The sequence below is a fragment of the Actibacterium sp. XHP0104 genome, assembly GCF_025751515.1.
Lineage (GTDB): Bacteria > Pseudomonadota > Alphaproteobacteria > Rhodobacterales > Rhodobacteraceae > Actibacterium_D.
In genome coordinates this window covers 361,516-381,420 of sequence record NZ_JAOWLE010000001.1, presented here as the reverse complement: position 1 = coordinate 381,420, position 19,905 = coordinate 361,516, and the positions used below count along the sequence as shown (strand labels likewise).

General features: G+C 62.8%; 18 protein-coding genes and 3 tRNA genes. 7 read left to right on the top strand and 14 right to left on the bottom strand.

The window, feature by feature from the left end:
* Window positions 1–86 precede the first annotated feature (86 nt).
* The 5 genes from OE856_RS01965 to OE856_RS01945 are packed head-to-tail and all read left to right on the top strand — an operon-like array spanning window position 87 to window position 3,977.
* On the top strand, window positions 87–533 hold the full coding sequence (locus OE856_RS01965) for a GNAT family N-acetyltransferase (RefSeq protein WP_263714363.1): 447 nt from the start codon (window positions 87–89) through the stop codon (window positions 531–533).
* Between the two features lie 5 nt (window positions 534–538).
* Window positions 539–1,894 carry a DUF2927 domain-containing protein gene (locus OE856_RS01960; RefSeq protein ID WP_412174854.1) on the top strand — a complete coding sequence of 452 codons (1,356 nt, stop codon included), beginning with the start codon at window positions 539–541 and terminating at the stop codon, window positions 1,892–1,894.
* Window positions 1,891–2,055 carry an apolipoprotein acyltransferase gene (locus OE856_RS01955; protein ID WP_263714361.1) on the top strand — a complete coding sequence of 55 codons (165 nt, stop codon included), beginning with the start codon at window positions 1,891–1,893 and terminating at the stop codon, window positions 2,053–2,055. The genes OE856_RS01960 and OE856_RS01955 overlap by 4 nt, the downstream gene beginning before the upstream one ends.
* A gap of 4 nt (window positions 2,056–2,059) precedes the next feature.
* Window positions 2,060–3,244, top strand: a complete 1,185-nt coding sequence (locus OE856_RS01950; protein WP_263714360.1) for a vWA domain-containing protein — start codon at window positions 2,060–2,062, stop codon at window positions 3,242–3,244.
* Between the two features lie 52 nt (window positions 3,245–3,296).
* Entirely contained in the window at window positions 3,297–3,977 is a 681-nt protein-coding gene (locus tag OE856_RS01945) for a M48 family metallopeptidase (protein WP_263714359.1), read from the top strand.
* On the opposite strand, the gene ispG is transcribed toward OE856_RS01945, so the two are convergent.
* The 4 genes from ispG to OE856_RS01925 form a co-directional block, all read right to left on the bottom strand.
* The gene (gene ispG / locus OE856_RS01940; protein ID WP_263714358.1) at window positions 3,978–5,102 is read right to left on the bottom strand and encodes a flavodoxin-dependent (E)-4-hydroxy-3-methylbut-2-enyl-diphosphate synthase; all 1,125 of its coding nucleotides are present in this window, start codon (window positions 5,100–5,102) and stop codon (window positions 3,978–3,980) included.
* Window positions 5,103–5,168: 66 nt separating this feature from the next.
* Window positions 5,169–6,347: a helix-turn-helix domain-containing protein gene (locus OE856_RS01935; RefSeq protein WP_412174846.1), complete on the bottom strand. Its 1,179-nt coding sequence runs from the start codon at window positions 6,345–6,347 to the stop codon at window positions 5,169–5,171.
* 115 nt (window positions 6,348–6,462) lie between these two features.
* Window positions 6,463–7,686 (bottom strand): 5-aminolevulinate synthase, encoded by a 1,224-nt coding sequence (gene hemA / locus OE856_RS01930; RefSeq protein ID WP_263714356.1) that lies wholly within the window; start codon window positions 7,684–7,686, stop codon window positions 6,463–6,465.
* A gap of 339 nt (window positions 7,687–8,025) precedes the next feature.
* Window positions 8,026–8,601 carry a 5-aminolevulic acid synthase gene (locus OE856_RS01925; protein ID WP_263714355.1) on the bottom strand — a complete coding sequence of 192 codons (576 nt, stop codon included), beginning with the start codon at window positions 8,599–8,601 and terminating at the stop codon, window positions 8,026–8,028.
* Window positions 8,602–8,720: 119 nt separating this feature from the next.
* Between OE856_RS01925 and OE856_RS01920 the strand changes: the two genes are divergently transcribed.
* Entirely contained in the window at window positions 8,721–10,079 is a 1,359-nt protein-coding gene (locus OE856_RS01920) for a dipeptidase (RefSeq protein ID WP_263714354.1), read from the top strand.
* Here the strand turns inward: OE856_RS01920 and OE856_RS01915 are convergent.
* The 9 genes from OE856_RS01915 to lon all read right to left on the bottom strand — a co-directional run bounded on the left by OE856_RS01915 (window position 10,076) and on the right by lon (window position 17,879).
* Window positions 10,076–10,291 carry an RND transporter gene (locus OE856_RS01915; RefSeq protein WP_263714353.1) on the bottom strand — a complete coding sequence of 72 codons (216 nt, stop codon included), beginning with the start codon at window positions 10,289–10,291 and terminating at the stop codon, window positions 10,076–10,078. The two genes, OE856_RS01920 and OE856_RS01915, sit on opposite strands and share 4 nt — an antisense overlap.
* 18 nt (window positions 10,292–10,309) lie before the next feature.
* Window positions 10,310–10,386: transfer RNA gene (locus OE856_RS01910), tRNA-Asp, on the bottom strand.
* Between the two features lie 29 nt (window positions 10,387–10,415).
* Window positions 10,416–10,492 (bottom strand) — tRNA-Asp (locus OE856_RS01905).
* A 235-nt stretch (window positions 10,493–10,727) separates the two neighbouring features.
* Window positions 10,728–11,660, bottom strand: coding sequence for a pirin family protein (locus OE856_RS01900; RefSeq protein ID WP_263714352.1), 933 nt, complete (start codon window positions 11,658–11,660; stop codon window positions 10,728–10,730).
* A gap of 86 nt (window positions 11,661–11,746) precedes the next feature.
* A complete protein-coding gene (ade, locus tag OE856_RS01895) occupies window positions 11,747–13,441 on the bottom strand; it encodes an adenine deaminase (RefSeq protein ID WP_263714351.1) in 1,695 nt (564 codons plus the stop codon).
* A 204-nt stretch (window positions 13,442–13,645) separates the two neighbouring features.
* Window positions 13,646–14,182: a hypothetical protein gene (locus OE856_RS01890; protein WP_263714350.1), complete on the bottom strand. Its 537-nt coding sequence runs from the start codon at window positions 14,180–14,182 to the stop codon at window positions 13,646–13,648.
* A gap of 690 nt (window positions 14,183–14,872) precedes the next feature.
* Window positions 14,873–14,947 (bottom strand) — tRNA-Val (locus OE856_RS01885).
* A 19-nt stretch (window positions 14,948–14,966) separates the two neighbouring features.
* A complete protein-coding gene (locus OE856_RS01880) occupies window positions 14,967–15,314 on the bottom strand; it encodes an HU family DNA-binding protein (protein ID WP_263714349.1) in 348 nt (115 codons plus the stop codon).
* A gap of 156 nt (window positions 15,315–15,470) precedes the next feature.
* A complete protein-coding gene (lon, locus tag OE856_RS01875; RefSeq protein WP_263714348.1) occupies window positions 15,471–17,879 on the bottom strand; it encodes an endopeptidase La in 2,409 nt (802 codons plus the stop codon).
* A gap of 331 nt (window positions 17,880–18,210) precedes the next feature.
* Between lon and OE856_RS01870 the strand changes: the two genes are divergently transcribed.
* On the top strand, window positions 18,211–18,633 hold the full coding sequence (locus tag OE856_RS01870) for a hypothetical protein (protein WP_263714347.1): 423 nt from the start codon (window positions 18,211–18,213) through the stop codon (window positions 18,631–18,633).
* Here the strand turns inward: OE856_RS01870 and tgt are convergent.
* Window positions 18,630–19,760: a tRNA guanosine(34) transglycosylase Tgt gene (tgt, locus tag OE856_RS01865; protein ID WP_263714346.1), complete on the bottom strand. Its 1,131-nt coding sequence runs from the start codon at window positions 19,758–19,760 to the stop codon at window positions 18,630–18,632. The two genes, OE856_RS01870 and tgt, sit on opposite strands and share 4 nt — an antisense overlap.
* Window positions 19,761–19,905 lie beyond the last annotated feature (145 nt).

The window sequence follows — 19,905 nt, the reverse complement described above, 5'->3', positions numbered from 1 at the left end:
AGTCGCAATTGTGCAATTTTTCGATCTGACTGTTTCCATATTGCGAACAGTCAGATCGGAATCTCACTAGCCCCACAGGAGCCAAGATGCCCGATCTCATCATCCGACCGCTGCACTCTTCGGATCGACAGGCCTGGGCGCGGCTCTGGCAGGGCTATCTCGCCTATTACGAGACCACGCTGCCCGATCACATTTACGAGAGCAGCTTTGCCCGGATGCTGTCCGGCGCCCCGAACGAATTTCAGGGCCGGCTGGCGATTCTGGATGGCGAACCGGTCGGGCTGGTGCATTTCCTGTTTCACCGCCACGGCTGGAAAATCGAGAATGTCTGCTATCTGCAGGATCTCTATGTCGACCCGGCCGTGCGCCGCGCCGGGGTGGCCCGCGCCCTGATCGAGGCCGTCTATGCCGAGGCCGACGCCGCCGGTGCGCCGGGCCTCTATTGGCTGACGCAGGATTTCAACAAGACAGCGCGCGGGCTTTATGATCAGGTGGCCAAGGTGACGCCCTTTATCAAGTATCAGCGGAGTTGAGTGTGCTGCGAAAACTGGCCCTGACCCTATGCCTGGGTGCCCTTGCGGCCTGCGGCACCGCACCGGTGCAGTCATCCGCGCCCGCGTTGGACCTGCCGCCGATGAAACGGTTCGCCGCGCCTGCCGTCACGGCCCCGCAACGCCCCAACGCGCAGATCGCCAACGATTTTCTCAGCCTCGCCTTCGAGATGGAAAGCGGCCGCCGCCTGGACATGATGACCCGGTTCGAAGGCCCGATCCGCGTGCGCGTCGTGCCCGGCGCGCCCTCGACGCTGGCCCCCGACCTGGCGGCGCTGCTGCACCGGCTGCGGCGCGAAGCAGGGATCAATATCACCCAGGTCCAGGGCGATGAACCCGCCCAGATCACCATTCAGGCCCTGCCCCACGCCAGCATTCAACGTCTGGTGCCCCAGGCCGCCTGTTTCGTGGTGCCCGGCGTCAGCAGTTGGACCGACTATCAACGCCACCGCCGCGGCGATCGGGTGAACTGGGCCGCACTGACCCGCCGCGACACGGCGGCGATCTTTCTGCCCTCGGACGTCAGCCCGCAGGAAATCCGCGATTGCCTGCACGAGGAACTGGCCCAGGCATTGGGGCCGCTCAACGATCTCTACAGCCTGCCCGACAGCGTGTTTAACGACGACAATTTCCATACCGTGCTGACCGGGTTCGACATGCTGATCCTGCGCGCCTATTACGCGCCCGAAATGACCAACGGCCTGACCCGCGACCAGGCGGCCGCCCGCCTGCCCCGCGTGCTGGCCCGGCTGAACCCGCGCGGCCAGCGCGCCGGGGGTGGATCGACGCCCAACACCACGCCGCGGGCCTGGATCGACGCGATCGAAACCGCCTATGGCCCCAACACCAGCAATTCCCGCCGCCGCTTCGAGGCCGCCCGCGCAGTTTCGATCGCTCGCAATGCGGGCTGGCAGGACACGCGGCTGGGCTTTGCCCTGTTCGCGCAGGGCCGCCTGATGCTGGCCCAAGATCCCGCCCTGGCGCTGGCCTCGTTCCTCGAGGCGAGAAGCATCTACACCGCCTCTAGCCTGACCCGCGTGCAGGACGCCCATGTCAGCCTGCACCTGGCCGCCTTTGCCCTGTCGGGCGGCCATGCCGACAAGGCCCTTTCGCTGATCAACAGCGCCCTGCCCGCCGCGACCCAAGCCCAGAACGCCGCGCTTATGGCCTCGATGCTGATGGTCAAGGCCGAGGCGCTGGATGCGATGAACCGACCGGCCGAGGCGCGGGCGGTGCGGCTCGACAGTCTGGGCTGGGCGCGTTATGGCTTCGGCTCGGACAAGGAAGTGCGCGCGCGGTTGAATGAAATCGCGGCGCTTGCGCCACGGAGGCAGCAACAATGATCGTGATCGCCGGATTCACCCTGGGCGCCATTCTGGGCGGCCTGACCGCCAAACGCCGCGGCGGCAAGGGCTTTGACATCGCCCAATACGCCATCGGCTATGCTCTGGCCTTTTCGCTGCTGGGGCTGATCATCACCATCATCATCGAGAAACTGGCCTGATCCCATGTTCATCCCCTTTTTCCAGACATTGCGCGACACCGGGGTGCCGGTTTCCCTGCGCGAATACCTGGCCTTTCTGGAAGGGATGAAAAAAGGCATCGTCATCTACGACATCGAAGGGTTCTACTATCTGGCCCGCACCGCGATGGTCAAAGACGAGCGCAACCTCGACCGGTTCGACCGCGCCTTTGCCACGGCCTTTTCGGGGCTTGAAAACGTGGCCTTCGAAGATGTGCTGGAGGCGGTCGAGCTGCCCGCCGACTGGCTGACCAAGATGGCCGAAAAGCATCTCAGCCCCGAGGAAAAGGCCGAGATCGAGGCCCTGGGCGGGTTCGACAAGCTGATGGAAACGCTGAAAAAACGGCTTGAGGAACAGAAAGGCCGCCACCAGGGCGGCAACAAGTGGATCGGCACCGCCGGCACCTCGCCCTTCGGCGCCTATGGCTATAACCCCGAAGGCGTGCGCATCGGCCAAAAGGAAAGCCGCCACCGCCGCGCCGTCAAGGTCTGGGACAAGCGCGAATTCAAGAACCTCGACGACAGCGTCGAGCTGGGCACCCGCAACATCAAGGTCGCGCTGAAACGCGTGCGGCAATGGGCCCGCGACGGCGCCCACGAAGAGCTGGACCTGGACGGAACCATCAAGGCCACCGCCGATCACGGCTATCTCGACGTGAAAACCCGCCCCGAGCGCCGCAACGCCGTCAAGGTGCTGTTGTTCCTTGATGTGGGCGGCAGCATGGACCCGCATATCAAGCTGGTCGAAGAGCTGTTCTCGGCCGCCCGGTCCGAGTTCAAGCACCTGGAATATTACTATTTCCACAACTGCCTCTATGAGGGCGTGTGGCGCGACAACCGCCGCCGCTGGAACGCGCAGACCCCCACGTGGGAGGTGCTGAACACCTACGGCTCTGACTACAAATGCATCTTCGTGGGCGACGCATCCATGAGCCCCTACGAGGTCGCCTATCCCGGCGGCGCGAATGAACACTGGAACGAAGAGGCCGGGCAGGTCTGGCTGCAACGCGCCCGCGAGAAATGGCCCAACCACATGTGGCTGAACCCGGTGCCCGAACGCTATTGGGACTACACCCAGTCGATCCGCATGATCCAGGAAATCTTTGAAAACCGCATGGTGCCCATGACGCTAGAGGGTATCGAGCGCGGGATGAAGGAACTGGGGCGCTAAAATCTGCGCGACGCCGCTGGCCTTGCGCGCGACCAGCCCCCATATTCACCCCATGCTCAAGCTGACCCCAATCCTTCTGGCGCTGGCCTACGGGTTCGTCATGTACCGGTTCTCGGTCTGGCGCACCGCGCGCGAGCTCGACGCGCGGTCAGCCGAACTGGCCGATGCCGGCCTCAAGGCCACCACCGACCGCCTGGCCCGTGCGCTTGATCTGCCGCGCATCCGGGTGCATCTTTACGACATCGCGCCGGTGAACGGATTGGCCGCGCCGGATGGGCGCATCTTTATAACCCGCGGGTTTTACGACAAATATCGCGCGGGCGAGGTCAGCGCCGAAGAGCTGGCCAGCGTCATCGCGCATGAGCTGGGCCATGTCGCCCTGGGCCATACACGGCGGCGGATGATCGACTTTTCCGGCCAGAATGCCATGCGCGCCGCGCTGGGGATGGTGCTGTCGCGGCTGATCCCCGGATTGGGCGTCTACATCGCCAATATTCTGACCTCGCTCTTGGCGGCTAAACTGTCGCGCAAGGATGAATACGAGGCCGACGCCTATGCCAGCGCCCTGCTGGTCAAGGCCGGGATCGGCACCGCGCCGCAAAAATCGCTGTTCGAAAAGCTAGAGGCCCTGACCGGTGGCCACGGCCCCGTGCCCGCCTGGCTGATGAGCCACCCAAAGACCGCCGAGCGCATCAAGGCCATCGAGACGAATGAGGCCCGCTGGCGCGGCTGATCACTCGGCCGCCTTGACCTCGCCCTCTTCGATCTGGGCGGCGCGTTTTTCAACCTGCTCGACGATATGGTCGATCATCTGGTCATTCGACAGCTTGTGGCTTTGCTTGCCCGCCAGATAAACCATGCCGCTGCCTGCCCCGCCGCCGGTGAACCCGACATCGGTCATCAGCGCCTCGCCGGGGCCGTTCACCACACAGCCGATGATCGACAGGCTCATCGGGGTCTTGATGTGTTCCAGCCGCTTTTCCAGCGCCTCGACGGTCTTGATGACGTCGAACCCCTGCCGCGCGCAGGACGGACAGCTGATGATATTCACGCCACGATGGCGCAGGCCCAGCGATTTCAGGATCTCGTAACCGACCTTGACCTCTTCGACCGGGTCGGCCGACAGCGACACGCGCAGCGTATCACCAATGCCCATCCACAACAGGTTGCCCAGCCCGATCGCCGATTTGATCGTGCCGCTGGTCAGGCCACCCGCCTCGGTGATCCCAAGGTGAATCGGCGCATCCGTCGCCTCGGCCAGGGCCTGATAGGCGGCGGCCGACAGGAACACGTCGCTGGCCTTTACGCTGATCTTGAATTCATGAAAATCGTTGTCTTCCAGGATCTTGATATGCTCAAGCCCGCTTTCGACCATCGCCTCGGGGCAAGGTTCGCCGTATTTCTCCAGCAGGTGCTTTTCCAGCGACCCGGCATTCACCCCGATCCGGATCGAGCAGCCATGATCGCGCGCCGCGCGGATCACTTCCTTGACGCGGGTCTCGTCGCCGATATTGCCCGGATTGATCCGCAGACAGGCCGCGCCCGCCTCGGCCGATTCAATCGCGCGCTTATAGTGGAAATGAATATCCGCCACGATCGGCACCGGGCTTTCGCGCACGATCTCGTGCAGTGCGCGCGCGCTGTCCTGATCGGGCACCGACACCCGCACGATATCCGCCCCCGCCTCGGCACAGCGCAGAACCTGTTCGATCGTCGCCTTGGCATCCGACGTGATCGTATTGGTCATGGTCTGAACCGAAATCGGCGCATCGCCCCCCACGGGCACCGGGCCCACGTGGATCATGCGCGATTTGCGGCGATAGATATTGCGCCAGGGGCGCACCTGGTTGAGCGACATCCGCCCTCTCCCGGTCAATGCTGTTATGGTGTTAGATAGACCCGCCGGGCCGCACGCGCAACGGCGCTATTGGCCGGCGGGCTGCGACAGCTGCGCCACAACGCGCGCCAGCTCGGCATTCTCGGTCACATCGGCAACCTGATACTGCCCGGTCAGCGCATCGGCGGCCATGACCACGTTCTTGACCACCTCGCCCCCGACACCCGCCGGACCGTAGGTTTGGCCATTGACCGCGAAATAGACCGCCCCGCCATTGCCGGTGCGCAGCACGGGCGGCTCTTCGGTGGCGGGCAGAACGTATGTCTCGCCCGCATCCAGAATCTTTTCGAACACCACCGTGCCGTCAGCGGCGGCAACGCGCACCCAGGCCGGGCGCACGGCGAACAGAACCACCTCGGGCACGTCGGCATCGACCACCTGCACCGGGGCATCCAGAATGTCGGACGCGGGCGGAAGGGCGGCGGCCATTTGCGGCTGCTCGTCCAGCGCGCTCAGCTGACCCGGTTCAAGCGTCGAGATCGGGCCGTCGCGGGCCACCATGACCGGCACGTCCAGCGGGCGCGGACGGTAAAGCCGCGCCAGCGCATCGGCGCCGGGCTGCTCTTGGCCTTCGACCACGGGGGCGGCCTCTGCCACAATTGCCATGTCGTTCAGCGGATCGACCTGCGCCAGCAGTCCCGGGGCATTCTCAACCGGGGTCAGGCGCACTTTTTGAATTTCCTTAAGCACCGACCAGCCGCCAAAACCCAGCGCCGAGACCAGCGCCACCAGCACCAGAACCGAGCCGATAGCCCCCGGCTCGACATGGCCAAAGGTGGCCGGAGAGCGCGGCACGAAGCTGGCGTTCGGGTTGGCCAGCGGGTCGGCATTGCGCGGTTTCTTGGCAGTTTTCTCGGTGGACACGCGGGCGCTGGATGCGGCCTTGTCCAACCCGTGCGCGACGGCGAAATTGCCCTCGGCACAGAATTTCTTGTAGGCCCACTCGGGGTCCAACTCTAGATATCGTGCATAAGACCGAACATAACCGGCGATGAAGCCGGGCGTCTCGAACGCGGTCGGATCGGCATTTTCGATGGCGGCGATATAGGTGGCACGGATCTTCAGCTCGCGCTGAACATCCAAGAGCGATTTGCCCATGGTCGCACGTTCACCACGCATGATGTCGCCGAGCTTTAGCTCGTACGAATCAAAACCACGCGGTTCATCCGTGAGTGTTTCGACCGGCGGACGCTTGCGCCTGATCATCTGCCCTGTCCCATGCCTGTTGCCTTATGGTCACGATTCCTACGATTCCGTAGTATCATGCCTCTCTTAGGCTTTTTTTAGCACAGAACAAGGCGGGTTGCATCCGCAGAAACGATTACGCGCTCAGTTCGGCACGATTCAGCGCACAATGGCTCCACAGCTCGTCCATGGCCTTGACCAGCTTGTCCATCTCTTTGGGACCATGCACCGGCGAGGGCGTGAACCGCAGCCGTTCGGTGCCGCGCGGCACCGTCGGATAGTTGATCGGCTGCACGTAAATGCCAAAGCGTTCCAGCAGCATGTCCGACAGTTTCTTGGTGTGCACCGGGTCGCCAACGATGACCGGCACGATATGGCTGCCATGATCGATGATCGGCAGGCCCAGCCCTTTCAGGCGCATCTTGAGGATCTTGGCTTGCAGCTGGTGCTGATCGCGCAGGGTCTGATCGGTCTTGAGATGATGCACCGACGCGGCAGCAGCGGCGGCAACCGCCGGCGGCAGCGAGGTGGTAAAGATAAAGCCCGGCGCATAAGACCGGATCGCGTCGCACATCTTGGCCGAAGCGGCGATGTAACCGCCCATCACACCATAGGCCTTGGCCAGGGTGCCGTTGATGATGTCGATGCGATGCATCAGGCCGTCACGCTCGGCCACACCGGCACCGCGGGGGCCGTACATGCCCACGGCATGGACCTCGTCGATATAGGTCAGCGCGTTGAATTCGTCAGCAAGATCAAGCAGTTCCTCGATCGGGCCGAAATCGCCATCCATCGAATAGACCGATTCAAACGCGATCAGTTTCGGCGCGTTCGGGTCGTCGGCTTCCAGCAGCTCGCGCAGATGGGCGACGTCGTTGTGGCGGAAGATGCGCTTGGCGCCGCCGTTGCGGCGGATGCCCTCGATCATCGAGGCATGGTTCAGCACATCCGAATAGATGATCAGCCCCGGAAACAGCTTGGGCAGCGTGCTCAGCGTGGCGTCATTGGCGATATAGGCCGAGGTAAAGACCAGCGCGGCCTCTTTCTGGTGCAGATCGGCCAGCTCGGCCTCGAGGCGCTTGTGATAGACCGTGGTGCCCGAAATGTTGCGCGTGCCGCCCGAGCCGGCGCCGGTGGCGTCGATGGCCTCGTGCATGGCGGCCAGAACGGCGGGGTGCTGGCCCATGCCCAGATAGTCATTGCCGCACCAGACGGTGATGTCCTGTTCGGTGCCGTCAGGGCGTTTCCAGACCGCATGGGGGAAATTGCCCTTGCGACGCTCGATATCGATAAAGGTGCGATAGCGGCCTTCCTCGTGAAGGCTGTTCAGGGCTTTGTCCAAACCAGCGGTATAATCCACTCTATCTCTCCTTCATTCTGCGTCCGGCCCGAACGGGCCGTGCCAGAGCATCGCACCGACATGGGCGCGGGGACCAAAACGGTTTACCCCCCTCACCCCGTTGCGGCAAGGCTTGGTCTGGCCACAAAGCAGCCTTTAGACCACCTGATCTGTGCAAAAGCCCTCCCGTCGCCCTAAGGCATGTCCTTTATGCACATTTTTCACATTCAGAAAACAAAAACTGTTCGCGCGTTTTTGTCGCGCCCCTGCGTCCTGAATTTCAACCAATGCGGGCCTTGCCCTTTTGCTTTAGGCGCAGCCCGCCCGCGCCACTTTGATTTCGGTCAAATTCCACACCTCTCAGTCGTCCAGAATCGCCACCAAACAGTCCTCGGCACGGGCGGCCAGCGCGCAATCGGCCAGCGCCTGGGCCTCGGCCCCCTCGCCCGTGGCCACGGCCCATTTGCCCGTCGACAGCGAGATCGCCATCGCCTTGGCACCGCGCTGCTTGCGATAATAGCCGTGGAACGCCTCGGTCGCGGCGGACGACAATTGCAGCGGCCGCGCCTCATGACCCATGGGGCGGATTTCGGCCACGATCACACAGGCCGCGGCCCCTTTTCGCCGCGCATTGCAACCCTCTAGCGCCGCCTCGCGGGCGGCATCCACGTCGTGATAGTTGGTCGCGGCAACCGTCGCATCGCTCAGCAACCCGTCTTCGGGCGCCACCGCCATGGCACCGTAATAGGGCTGTTGCCCGGCCACCTGCACCGCGATCTGCCCCTCTTTTTCGTCCAGCACATCCTGAGGCACCAAAACCGCCTCTGCCGGGGCGGGCTTGAACAGCGCCGCCTTGGCGGCCTTGCCATCCACCGGTTCAGCCACGGCCGGCAGGGCGGCCATCGCGGCCATCAAGCAAACGGGGGTGATACGCATCCTGAACCTCCTGAAACACACCTCTTCAGGCTACCCTTTGCCGCCTTGGCCCGCCACCCTCTGGACAGCCGCCCCACGCCTGTTACGCTACGACGAACCCTATCTGATCAGAGGCCACCATGACCCTCGAGCCCGTTCTCGCCCGAATCGATGCCGACCTGCCCCAGGCGCTGGAACGCCTGCAGAAACTGCTGCGCATCCCCTCGATCTCGACCGACCCCGCCTACAAGGGCGACTGCGACACCGCCGCCGACTGGCTGGTGGCCGATCTGGCCTCGATCGGCTTTGACGCCACCAAGCGCCCCACGCCGGGTCACCCGATGGTCGTGGCCCATGGCAAAGGCCCCGGCCCGCATATCATGTTCTACGGCCATTATGACGTTCAGCCCGTCGACCCGCTGAACCTGTGGACCAGCGACCCGTTCAAACCGGTGATCGACGACGGCAAGATCTATGCCCGCGGCGCCAGCGACGACAAGGGCCAGCTGATGACCTTTGTCGAAGCCTGCCGCGCCTGGAAAGCCGTGCACGGCACCCTGCCCGCCCGCATCAGCTTTTTCTTCGAAGGCGAAGAGGAATCCGGATCGCCCTCGCTGATCCCCTTCATGCGCGACAACGCAGAAGAGCTGAAGTCCGACATCGCGCTGATCTGCGACACCGGCCTCTTCGACAGCCGCACCCCGGCGATCGTCACCATGCTGCGCGGGCTGGTGGGCGAGGAAATCACCATTACCGGCCCCAGCAAGGACCTGCATTCGGGCATGTATGGCGGCGCCGCGATGAACCCGATCCGCGTGCTGACCCGCATCATCGCGGGCCTGCATGACGACCAGGGCCGCGTGACCATCCCCGGTTTTTACGACGGCGTGCCCGACCTGCCGCCCGAACTGGCGGCGCAATGGCAGGCGCTCAAGTTCGATCACGGCGATTTCCTGCACGCAGTAGGCCTGTCGCAGCCCGCCGGTGAAACCGGCCACACCCCGCTGGAGATGCTGTGGTCGCGCCCCACCTGCGAGGTCAACGGCATCTGGGGCGGCTATACCGGCGACGGGTTCAAGACCGTGCTGCCCTCGAAAGCCAGCGCCAAGATCAGCTTTCGCCTGGTCGGCCAGCAAAACCCCGACAAGATCCGCGAAAACTTTCGTGCGCTGGTGCGCGCGCAACTGCCCGCCGACTGCTCGGTCGAGTTCCACGAACACGGCGCCTCGCCGGCGGCCCAAATGTCGACCGAAGACCCGGCCTTCGAGGCCGCACGCGGTGCCCTGTCGGACGAATGGGGGATTGAGGCCGCCTATGTCGGCTGCGGCGGATCAATCCCGATCGCGGGCTATTTCAAGGATATCCTCGGCGTCGATGCCATGCTGATCGGGTTCGGCAAGGATGACGACGCCATCCACAGCCCGAACGAGAAATACGACATCGAAAGCTTTCACAAAGGCATTCGCAGTTGGGCGCGAATCCTGGCGGCACTGTCCTAACCGCGCGCGCCGCGCGCCAGCTTGACCACCAACAGCCCCCAAGGCGCGGCGTGCAGCAACAAATCGAAAATGTCGATGGGGCGCACCAGCTGCCCCGCGGCCAGCATCTTCAGCTTCTGCCAGATATGCGGCTCGGGGAAAAACGGCGCCAGCCCCAGCGTCAACGCCGCCAGAACCGCAAGACTCAGCGGGATGTCATCGATCTTTGTCATGGGCATTCCGTGGAGAAGTGGCGCGGTTGACGGGGCTCGAACCCGCGACCCCCGGCGTGACAGGCCGGTACTCTAACCAACTGAGCTACAACCGCGCATCTCGGCGGGCATCTCGGGGAAGCAGTGGCGCGGTTGACGGGGCTCGAACCCGCGACCCCCGGCGTGACAGGCCGGTACTCTAACCAACTGAGCTACAACCGCTCTGCTTGCCCCGGGCTTGGCCCGGCGTGAGGGGGGTTTTAGGCGCGGCGCCCACTGGCGTCAAGCGGCGATATGCGCTTTCTTGCAATCAAATTGCGCGCGCTTCGCGCGCATGTTTTTCACCTCCGCGCCTGCGGCGCGTCAGGCGGCCTCCGGCGGGGATATTTTCACGAAGAAGAAGCCCATTTCTTTTTCGCATAAATATCCCGGGGTCCGGGGCAGAGCCCCGGCTGGCTTAAACTTCAGGCGCAGGAACAAAGTGTTGACCATCACCCGGCGGCAGCTGAAACCGCCCATGCGCCCAGTCACCCGCGCGCCACGCCTCTTTGGCGGCGTCAATCCGATCTTTGCTTGAGGCGACAAAGTTCCACCAGATATAGCGCCGCCCATCCATCGCTGCGCCGCCCAGGATCATCAGCCGGGCGCCAGTCGCGCCCGCCCGCAAGGTGATCGCATCACCCGGTCGGAACACCAGCATCCGCCCCGCTTGCCATGTCTGGCCGGCGGTCGTCACTTCGCCCGACAGGATATAGACCGCGCGTTCTTCGTGATCATCGGGCAAGGGCAGCGTCGCGCGGGGATCAAGCAGGGCATCGGCATAGACAGTGTCGGAGTAGACGGGCACAGGCGCGCGTTCGCCGTAAGCCGTGCCAAGGATCAGCCGCAGCTTTTTGCCCTCGCCCTCCAGAAGGGGCAGGTCTGCCTTGGCGGCGTGGTCAAAGCGCGGGGCAGTGTCTTCGTGCGATTTTGGCAGGGCGACCCAAGTTTGCAGCCCCGACATGGTCAGCGGGCGGTCTGGCGTATCAGTGCGTTCCGAATGGGTAATGCCATTGCCCGCCACCATCCAGTTCACCGCGCCCGGCTCGATCCAGCGATCGGTGCCCAGGCTGTCGCGGTGATGCAGCCGCCCCTGGAACAGGTAGGTCACGGTCGCCAGACCGATATGCGGGTGCGGGCGCACGTCGATCCCCTGCCCCGTCAGCAATTCGACCGGGCCGAAGGCGTCGAAGAAGATGAACGGGCCGACCATCTTGCGGCGCGCCACCGGCAGAGCGCGGCGCACCTCGAAGCCGCCGATATCACTGGCGCGCGGGATGATGACGGTTTCGATACTGTCGACCTGGTCGCCGATAGGCGTTTGCGGATCGAGAAGCGGGTTCCAGCTCATCTTGGGCCTCCTGACCGGAATCTAGCGCCCCTCGGTGCCCCGTCAAAGACCCATAGCCGGACAGGGGCCCTGCGCAGATGCACAGGTCAGGCGATGATCTCGAACCGGGTGACGTCGACCATGCCCCGGTCGGTGATCTTCAGCGCCGGGATGACCGGCAGGGCCAGAAAGGCCAGTTGCAGGAACGGCTCTTCCAACGTCACGCCGAGATTGCGCGCCGCCGTACGCAGGGCGCGCAGGTCGGTTTCGACCTCTTCGAAAGACTTGAGACTCATCAAGCCCGCCACGGGCAGCGCCAGTTCGGCCAGAACCTTGCCGCCCTGAGTGACAACAAAGCCGCCCTCGATCTCGCCCAGCCGGTTGGCGGCCAGCGCCATGTCGGCGTAGTCGGCCCCCACGCAGGCGATATTGTGATGGTCATGGCAGACGGTCGAGGCAATCGCCCCCTGTTTCAGACCGAACCCTTTGACGAACCCGGTAGCGATGTTGCCGTTTTTGCCGTGCCGTTCGACAACGGCGATTTTCACCAGGTCGCGGGTGATATCGGGGCGTTTATCCCCCTCTTCCACCGCGATCACCTCGTGCAGATGTTCGGTGATGATCTTGCCGGGCAAGATGCCGATTACATCGGTTTCGGCCCGGTTGGCGGTGCTGCGGAAATGGGCGGCGCTCAGGCGCGGCGCCTTGACCGAATGGCGCGCGACCGGCGCGATCACCTCGCGCGCGGCAAAGGCCGCATCCTCGGCCAGCACGCCGCCGGAAAACACCATCTCGGCCTGGCAGTCGGCCAGCGAGCGCAGCGCGACGATATCGGCGCGTTTGCCCGGCGCAATCTGGCCGCGATCCTTGAGGCCAAAGGCCTCGGCCGCCGACAGGCTGGCCGCGCGATAGACGGCCAGGGGCGAACAGCCCAGGGCGATCAGGCTGCGGATCATGAAATCAAGATGGCCGTGCTCGGCGATATCCAGCGGGTTGCGGTCATCGGTGCACAGGCACATGTAGGGCGCGGTGGTGTCGGTCAGCACCGGCTGCAGCGCCAGCATATCCTTTGAAACCGAGCCCTCGCGGATCAGCACCCGCATCCCCTTGCGCAGCTTTTCCAGCGCCTCGGCGGCGGTCGTGGCCTCGTGTTCGGTGCGGATACCGGCGCTGATATAGGCGTTGAGGTCGCGGCCCGACAGCTGCGGGCAATGGCCGTCGATATGGCGCCCGCGAAAGGCATCGAGCTTGGCCATGGCGCCCGGGTCTTTGTGGATCACGCCGGGGTAGTTCATGAACTCGGCCAGCCCGATCACCCGCGGATGGTCCTTGAGCGCGGCCAGTTCATCCGCCTCGATCCGGGCGCCGGCGGTTTCCATGTCGGTCGAGGGCACGCAGGATGACAGCTGCACGCGGATATCCATCACCGTGCGGGCCGAGGCGTTTAGGAAATATTCGATCCCCGGCACGCCCACCACATTGGCAATCTCATGCGGGTCGCAGATCGCCGTCGTCACCCCGCGCGGCAGCACGCAGCGATCGAACTCATAGGGCGTGACCAGCGAGCTTTCGATATGCAGATGCGTGTCGATGAACCCCGGCACCAGCGTCAGGCCGGTCACGTCGATGACACGGCGGCCCTCATACTCCTCGCCCACGCCGACGATCGTGTCGCCGCAGATCGCCACATCGCCCGGGATCATCGCGCCGGTCACCAGGTCGAACACCTGCCCGCCGCGCAGCACCAGATCGGCCGGCTCGCGCCCGGCGCCCTGATCGATGAGTTTTGACAGGTCCTGCATGATCACCCCCGGCCTTTTGATCAGGTTCGCAGGCATGGGCCGCGCTGGCAAGTCGCCTGCCCCGCGGCGGGGTCAATTCGCGGTAAAGGTTGGAACTTTTGGACTATAGAAATTATCTGCCAGAGATCAGCTTAGCCCCCGAACACCCGTCAGAGCCTAAAGCTCAATTCCAGAAATTTTTCACCTGCGGCGCAACTGTGCGCCCTATTCACCTTTAAGGCGGCGAAGATTAAGATCGCGCATTTCTTTACGACTTACTGAACAGAAGCGTGGGTATAGAATCGCCAAGATGGACCCTAACATATACGCCATGGTCGCAAATCCCATCACACCTCCCCAAACCCATGCCGGCCCTTGAGCAATAGCCTGTTGCACAAGATCATCCCAAAATAAGCCTTTATACGTCAAAAACCCGAAGTAAATACCTCCTGCCAAAAATAGCAGAGATTCAGCCTGAATTCGCCATAACACGATTTTTAGCAAACGCCGCAGAACCAAAATCGAAGTCGCCACAGAACCAACCCACCACATCGCTTGCATCATGAGGAAATATGAAAGGAAGCTTTTGGCTGGCGCAGACATCTGGCTGATCTCCTGAGAGGTAAACCCGCTGTCGAAATATTTTAAAATGGAGAACCCAGCCAAATGTACGAGTAGGGCCACCCCCCAATAGCCAGCACAGATCCAGCTAATAACTCGCATCCCCATGGGCCTGTTTGTCCAGTCTGGGACCTCAGTCATCGCTCCCCCCCTGCAACCGACCTTGCGCACAGGACACACATCACGCCCAGCCTCCATTCATTTGGAAAACGAGAGCCCGCAAACGGAGCCATATGAACCATGGCATTATCAGCACAACTCAACCCAACAATATCGACACCGGATGATTGCATACCAAATCACCCCACCACCTTATACGTGTGAAGAATACTTAAAGACGACCGATAGTCCATCTCGGTTGCCCTCCCAATCATCGAATTCCCGGTAGCTGGAGGCAGATCACAGATGCTGGACAATCCTAATCAGATGATTTTTTTCGCTAAGTTCAAACCAACACTTGTTTGGCGCCCGCGACAAATACGACGAGCTGTGCGTGATAGCGGTCGGAAAGTCGGGGACCCACGCCAAACAGGTTCTGGCTGAACCCATTCTCAATCACCGTCCATATCCAGCTGTCTACGAAAGATTTCGCGCGCGGAACGCGTCATCAAACTTGAGTAGTCACCTGACAGTATTGCCTGAGCGGACGGCGGAACCACGGTTGCACTGAGCACCCGTCGACCCGACCGGTCAGGATACGGCGGCGCTAGATACGAATCCTGATAAATCTAGATCGTTGATTACTATGGATTTCTCGGTCCGTTACCATGAAAAGCAAAAAAGGCGCGAGACCAAAATATTGATCTTAAACGCCTTTTCCACATTGATTCATGGTGGGTGATAAGAGATTCGAACTCCTGACATCTTCGATGTGAACGAAGCGCTCTACCACTGAGCTAATCACCCGGTGACGGGCGTAATAGCGTCACTCCGCAGGTTCTGCAAGGGGGTCTTGCGCAGGAATATCGCCCGGTTCGGCGCGGCGGATCCGGGTGGTCAGCACATGCCCCTTGGCCATATCCTTGCGGCGGTTGACCTGCACCTTGCCCAGCGGGCGGATGTTCAGCGCCTCGCCGTTGGACAGGGCCTTGCCCAGCACCGCCAGCGTGGCCTCGACCACCGGCTTGACCTGGCTTTTCTTCAGGCCGCTTTCCTGCACGACCCGTTCGATCAGGTCTTTCTTTTGCACGAAGACGGTTTTCTCGGCAGTGTCACCCTCGCCGCTTTCGGGCACTGTGCGCAGGGTCGTCTGCTTGGGTTTTTCTGTTGCCATGTTCTTATCCTGTAAATGGGGGTGGCAGGGCCTCTCCCCGGGCTGCTCGTGGGAAAAGGCTACCCTGTTTTTCGGCCTGCCGCCACTGGTCTTGCACGCCCAAGACGAAAAAGGCGCGCCACCGGGGCGCGCCTTTGTCTTGGTCGGATCAGGCGGTCAATGCGCCGTGGCGCCGTGCCCTTCGCCCTTGGCGGCCAGAGCGGCCTGAGCGGCGGCCTCTTCGGCTTCTTCGTCCCATTCCACCGGCTCTGGCGTCCGCACCAGCGCCTGTTTCAGCACCTCGCGCACATGGCTGACCGGGATGATATCCAGACCCTCTTTGACGTTGTCGGGGATCTCGGGCAGGTCCTTGGCGTTTTCCTCGGGGATCAGCACGGTCTTGATGCCGCCCCGCAGGGCCGCCAGCAGCTTTTCCTTGAGCCCGCCAATGGCCAGCACATTGCCGCGCAGCGTGACCTCGCCGGTCATGGCGATATCCTTGCGCACCGGAATGCCGGTCAGCACCGACACGATCGAGGTCACCATGGCAACCCCGGCCGAGGGGCCATCCTTGGGCGTGGCGCCCTCGGGCACGTGCACGTGGATATCGACCTTTTCGAACTTGGGCGGCTTGACCCCGATCTCGGGCGAGATCGAGCGCACAAAGCTCGAGGCAGCCTCGATCGATTCCTTCATCACATCGCCCAGCTTGCCGGTGGTTTTCATCCGGCCTTTGCCGGGCAGCTTGAGCGCCTCAATCGACAGCAGGTCGCCACCGACGCTGGTCCAGGCCAGCCCGGTCACGACACCCACCTGGTCATCCTTTTCGGCCAACCCATAGCGGAACCGTTCGACGCCCAGGAATTCCTCAAGGTTTTCAGGGCCTACCGTGACTTTCTTGACATCACCCTTGATGATCTGCGTCACCGCCTTGCGGGCCAGTTTCGCGATCTCACGCTCAAGGTTCCGCACGCCCGCCTCGCGGGTGTAAAGGCGGATGATGTCGGTCAGCGCCTCATCGGTCAGCTCGAACTCGCCCTTGCGCAGGCCGTGGTTCTTGACCTGCTTAGCGATCAAGTGCTGACGCGCGATCTCGCGCTTTTCGTCCTCGGTGTAACCGGCCAGAGGGATAATCTCCATCCGGTCCAGAAGCGGGCCCGGCATGTTATAGCTGTTGGCCGTGGTCAGGAACATCACGTTCGAGAGGTCATATTCGACCTCGAGATAGTGATCGACAAAGGTCGAGTTCTGTTCCGGGTCCAGCACCTCAAGCATCGCGCTCGCCGGGTCGCCCCGGAAATCCTGGCCCATCTTGTCGATCTCATCCAGCAGGATCAGCGGATTGGTGGTCTTGGCCTTTTTCAGCGCCTGGATGATCTTGCCGGGCATCGAGCCGATATAGGTCCGGCGGTGGCCGCGGATTTCGCTTTCATCACGCACGCCGCCAAGGCTGATGCGAATGAATTCGCGCCCGGTGGCGCGGGCCACCGATTTGCCAAGGCTGGTCTTGCCCACGCCCGGCGGGCCGACAAGGCACAGGATCGGGCCTTTCAGCTTTTTGCTGCGCTGTTGCACGGCCAGGTATTCGACGATGCGCTCCTTGACCTTCTCCAGGCCATAGTGATCGGCATCCAGCACGTCCTGGGCACGGTGCAGGTCTTTCTTGACCCGCGACCTGACGCCCCACGGGATCGACAGGATCCAGTCGAGATAATTGCGCACCACGGTCGCCTCGGCCGACATGGGCGACATGGATTTCAGTTTCTTGACCTCGGCATCGACCTTTTCGCGCGCCTCTTTCGACAGCTTGGTGTCGGCGATGCGCTCTTCCAGCTCGGCGATCTCGTTCTGGCCCTCGTCGCCATCGCCCAGCTCCTTCTGAATGGCCTTCATCTGCTCATTCAGATAATACTCGCGCTGGGTGCGCTCCATCTGGCTTTTGACGCGGGTCTTGATCTTTTTCTCGACCTGCAGAACCGACATCTCGCCCTGCATCAGCCCATAGATCTTTTCCAGACGCTCGGCGACGTTGAGGGTTTCCAGCAGCTCCTGCTTCTGGTCGACATCAATGCCCAGATGGCCCGAAATCAGGTCGGCCAGCTTGGCCGGATCCTGGGTTTCGGCGATCGCCGACAGGGCCTCTTCGGGGATGTTCTTCTTGACCTTGGCATAGCGCTCGAATTCCTTGCCGACGGTGCGCAGCAAGGCCTCGATCGTGTCGGGCTCGCCCTCTTCCTCGGGCAGGAATTCGGCCTGGGCCTCGAAAAAATCGTCATTGGGCAGGAATTCGGTGATGCCCACGCGCGACCGCCCCTCAACCAGCACCTTGACGGTGCCGTCGGGCAGTTTCAGCAGTTGCAGAACATTGGCCAGCACGCCGGTGCGGTAGATCCCGTCGGTGGTCGGGTCATCGACCGCCGGGTCGATCTGGCTGGACAGCAAGATCTGCTTGTCATCGGCCATCACCTCTTCCAGCGCACGCACCGATTTCTCGCGCCCAACAAACAGCGGCACGATCATATGCGGAAACACCACGATATCGCGCAGTGGCAGAACTGGATAGGTTTGGCTGAGTTGCTCGTTCATACTTGTTCCTTGGCTCTTGGCAAGATGTCCCGGCCCCGACTATCGGCAGCTCTCGTCCATCTCCGGTCTCGGCCTCTATATCTGGGGGATCCACCCGGATTTTCAACCACGACCTGTTACGGCATTTGCGTCAGCATGCCCGCGCCGCGCCGCCTGAACAAGAGCGATCACAAAGCGTTTCCATAGAATTTGGCTAAAACTCTGACCCGCCCCGGCTATTTTCGCGGCAGCCCGTGAAATGTGGCGGGGCTTTACCCATTCGCAACCTATTTTTGGCCATTTTGGCGGCTAGACAGGCCTGACTGCCACGAATGGGGACCGGATGGAACACATGCTCGCACGATTGGTTGAGGAACGCCGCAGGCTGGCCTTTGTCACGCCGCTGGCCTTTCTGGCGGGTGTCATCCTTTACGCCGACTATCCCGGCCTGGCCTTTGGTCTGCCGGTGCCGGTCTTTGCCGGGCTGCTTTACGCGGCTGGTGTCGGTGGGGCCTGCCTTGTGATGGGGCTGTTCGCGCCCTCGCTGGTCACCCTCTCTGAGGGCGCGGCCGTCACGCGCATCGCGCTGGCGCTGATGGTGGTGCAGTTCCCCGATATTGGCCACGCGGTCATGGCCGCCCCGGTGCTGAATGCCACGCTGGTTGTCGCGGGCGCCCTGCTGTTGCAGCGCCTGCCCGCCTGGCACGGCTTTCGCGCATGGCTGGAAGAGCCCTATTTGACTCCCCCGGCCCCGATCTACGCCCTGGCCCGTTAAACCGGCTCGATATCGCCCAGCGCGCGGGTGGCGTGAAAATCGGCCTCCCAGGCATCAAAGCGCGCCTCGGCAATCGCGTCGCGCATGCCCTGCATGATTTCCTGAAAATAATGCAGGTTGTGCCAGGTCAGCAGCATGCCCGAGATCATCTCGTTCGCGCGGAACACGTGATGCAGATAGGCGCGGCTATAGCTGCGGCAGGCCGGGCAGGTGCAAGCCTCGTCCAGCGGGCGCGGGTCATCGGCATGGCGGGCGTTCTTGATATTCACCACCCCCCGGCGCGTGAACACCTGCCCCGTCCGGCCTGATCGGGACGGCAGCACGCAATCCATCATGTCCACGCCGCGCTTGACCGCGCCCACGATATCATCGGGCTTGCCCACGCCCATCAGGTAACGCGGCTTGTCCTGCGGCAGCAGATCGGGCGCATAATTCAGCGTGTCGAACATCGCCTCTTGGCCCTCGCCCACGGCCAAGCCGCCGATAGCATAGCCATCAAAGCCGATCTCGCGTAGCGCGGCAGCGCTTTCCTCGCGAAAATCGCGTTCCAGCCCGCCCTGCATGATGCCGAACAGCGCATGACCGGGACGGTCACCGAACGCCTCTTTCGACCGCGCGGCCCAGCGCATCGACAGGCGCATGCTGTCCGCGATGCGGTCGCGGTCGGCGGGCAAAGCGGGGCATTCGTCGAAACACATCACGATATCGCTGCCCAACAGGCGCTGGATCTCCATGCTGCGTTCCGGCGTCAGCTCGTGGCGTGACCCGTCGATATGCGATTTGAACGTCACGCCCTTTTCGGTCAGCTTGCGCAGCCCGGCCAACGACATCACCTGGAACCCGCCACTGTCGGTTAGGATCGGGCGCTCCCAGTTCATGAACCTGTGCAAGCCGCCCAGCCGGTCGATCCGCTCGGCGGTGGGGCGCAGCATCAGGTGATAGGTATTGCCCAGCAGGATATCGGCACCCGTGGCCGCCACGCTTTCGGGCAGCATCGCCTTGACGGTCGCCGCCGTGCCCACCGGCATGAAGGCCGGGGTGCGGATATCGCCGCGCGGTGTGGAGATCGTGCCCAGACGGGCCTTGCCGTCGGTGGCATGCAAAGAGAACGAGAATCGCTGTGTCATAAGGCAGGAAATAGCGCGAAGCCGCGCCGGGGGCCAGTTGCCATGCCATGGCGGCACGGGCCGTCACGAAACTCTCATACCCTCTTGCCATACCGCCCGCACAATGACACTGGGCACGTCTGGTTTTCCGGGGCTGACTCGGGGC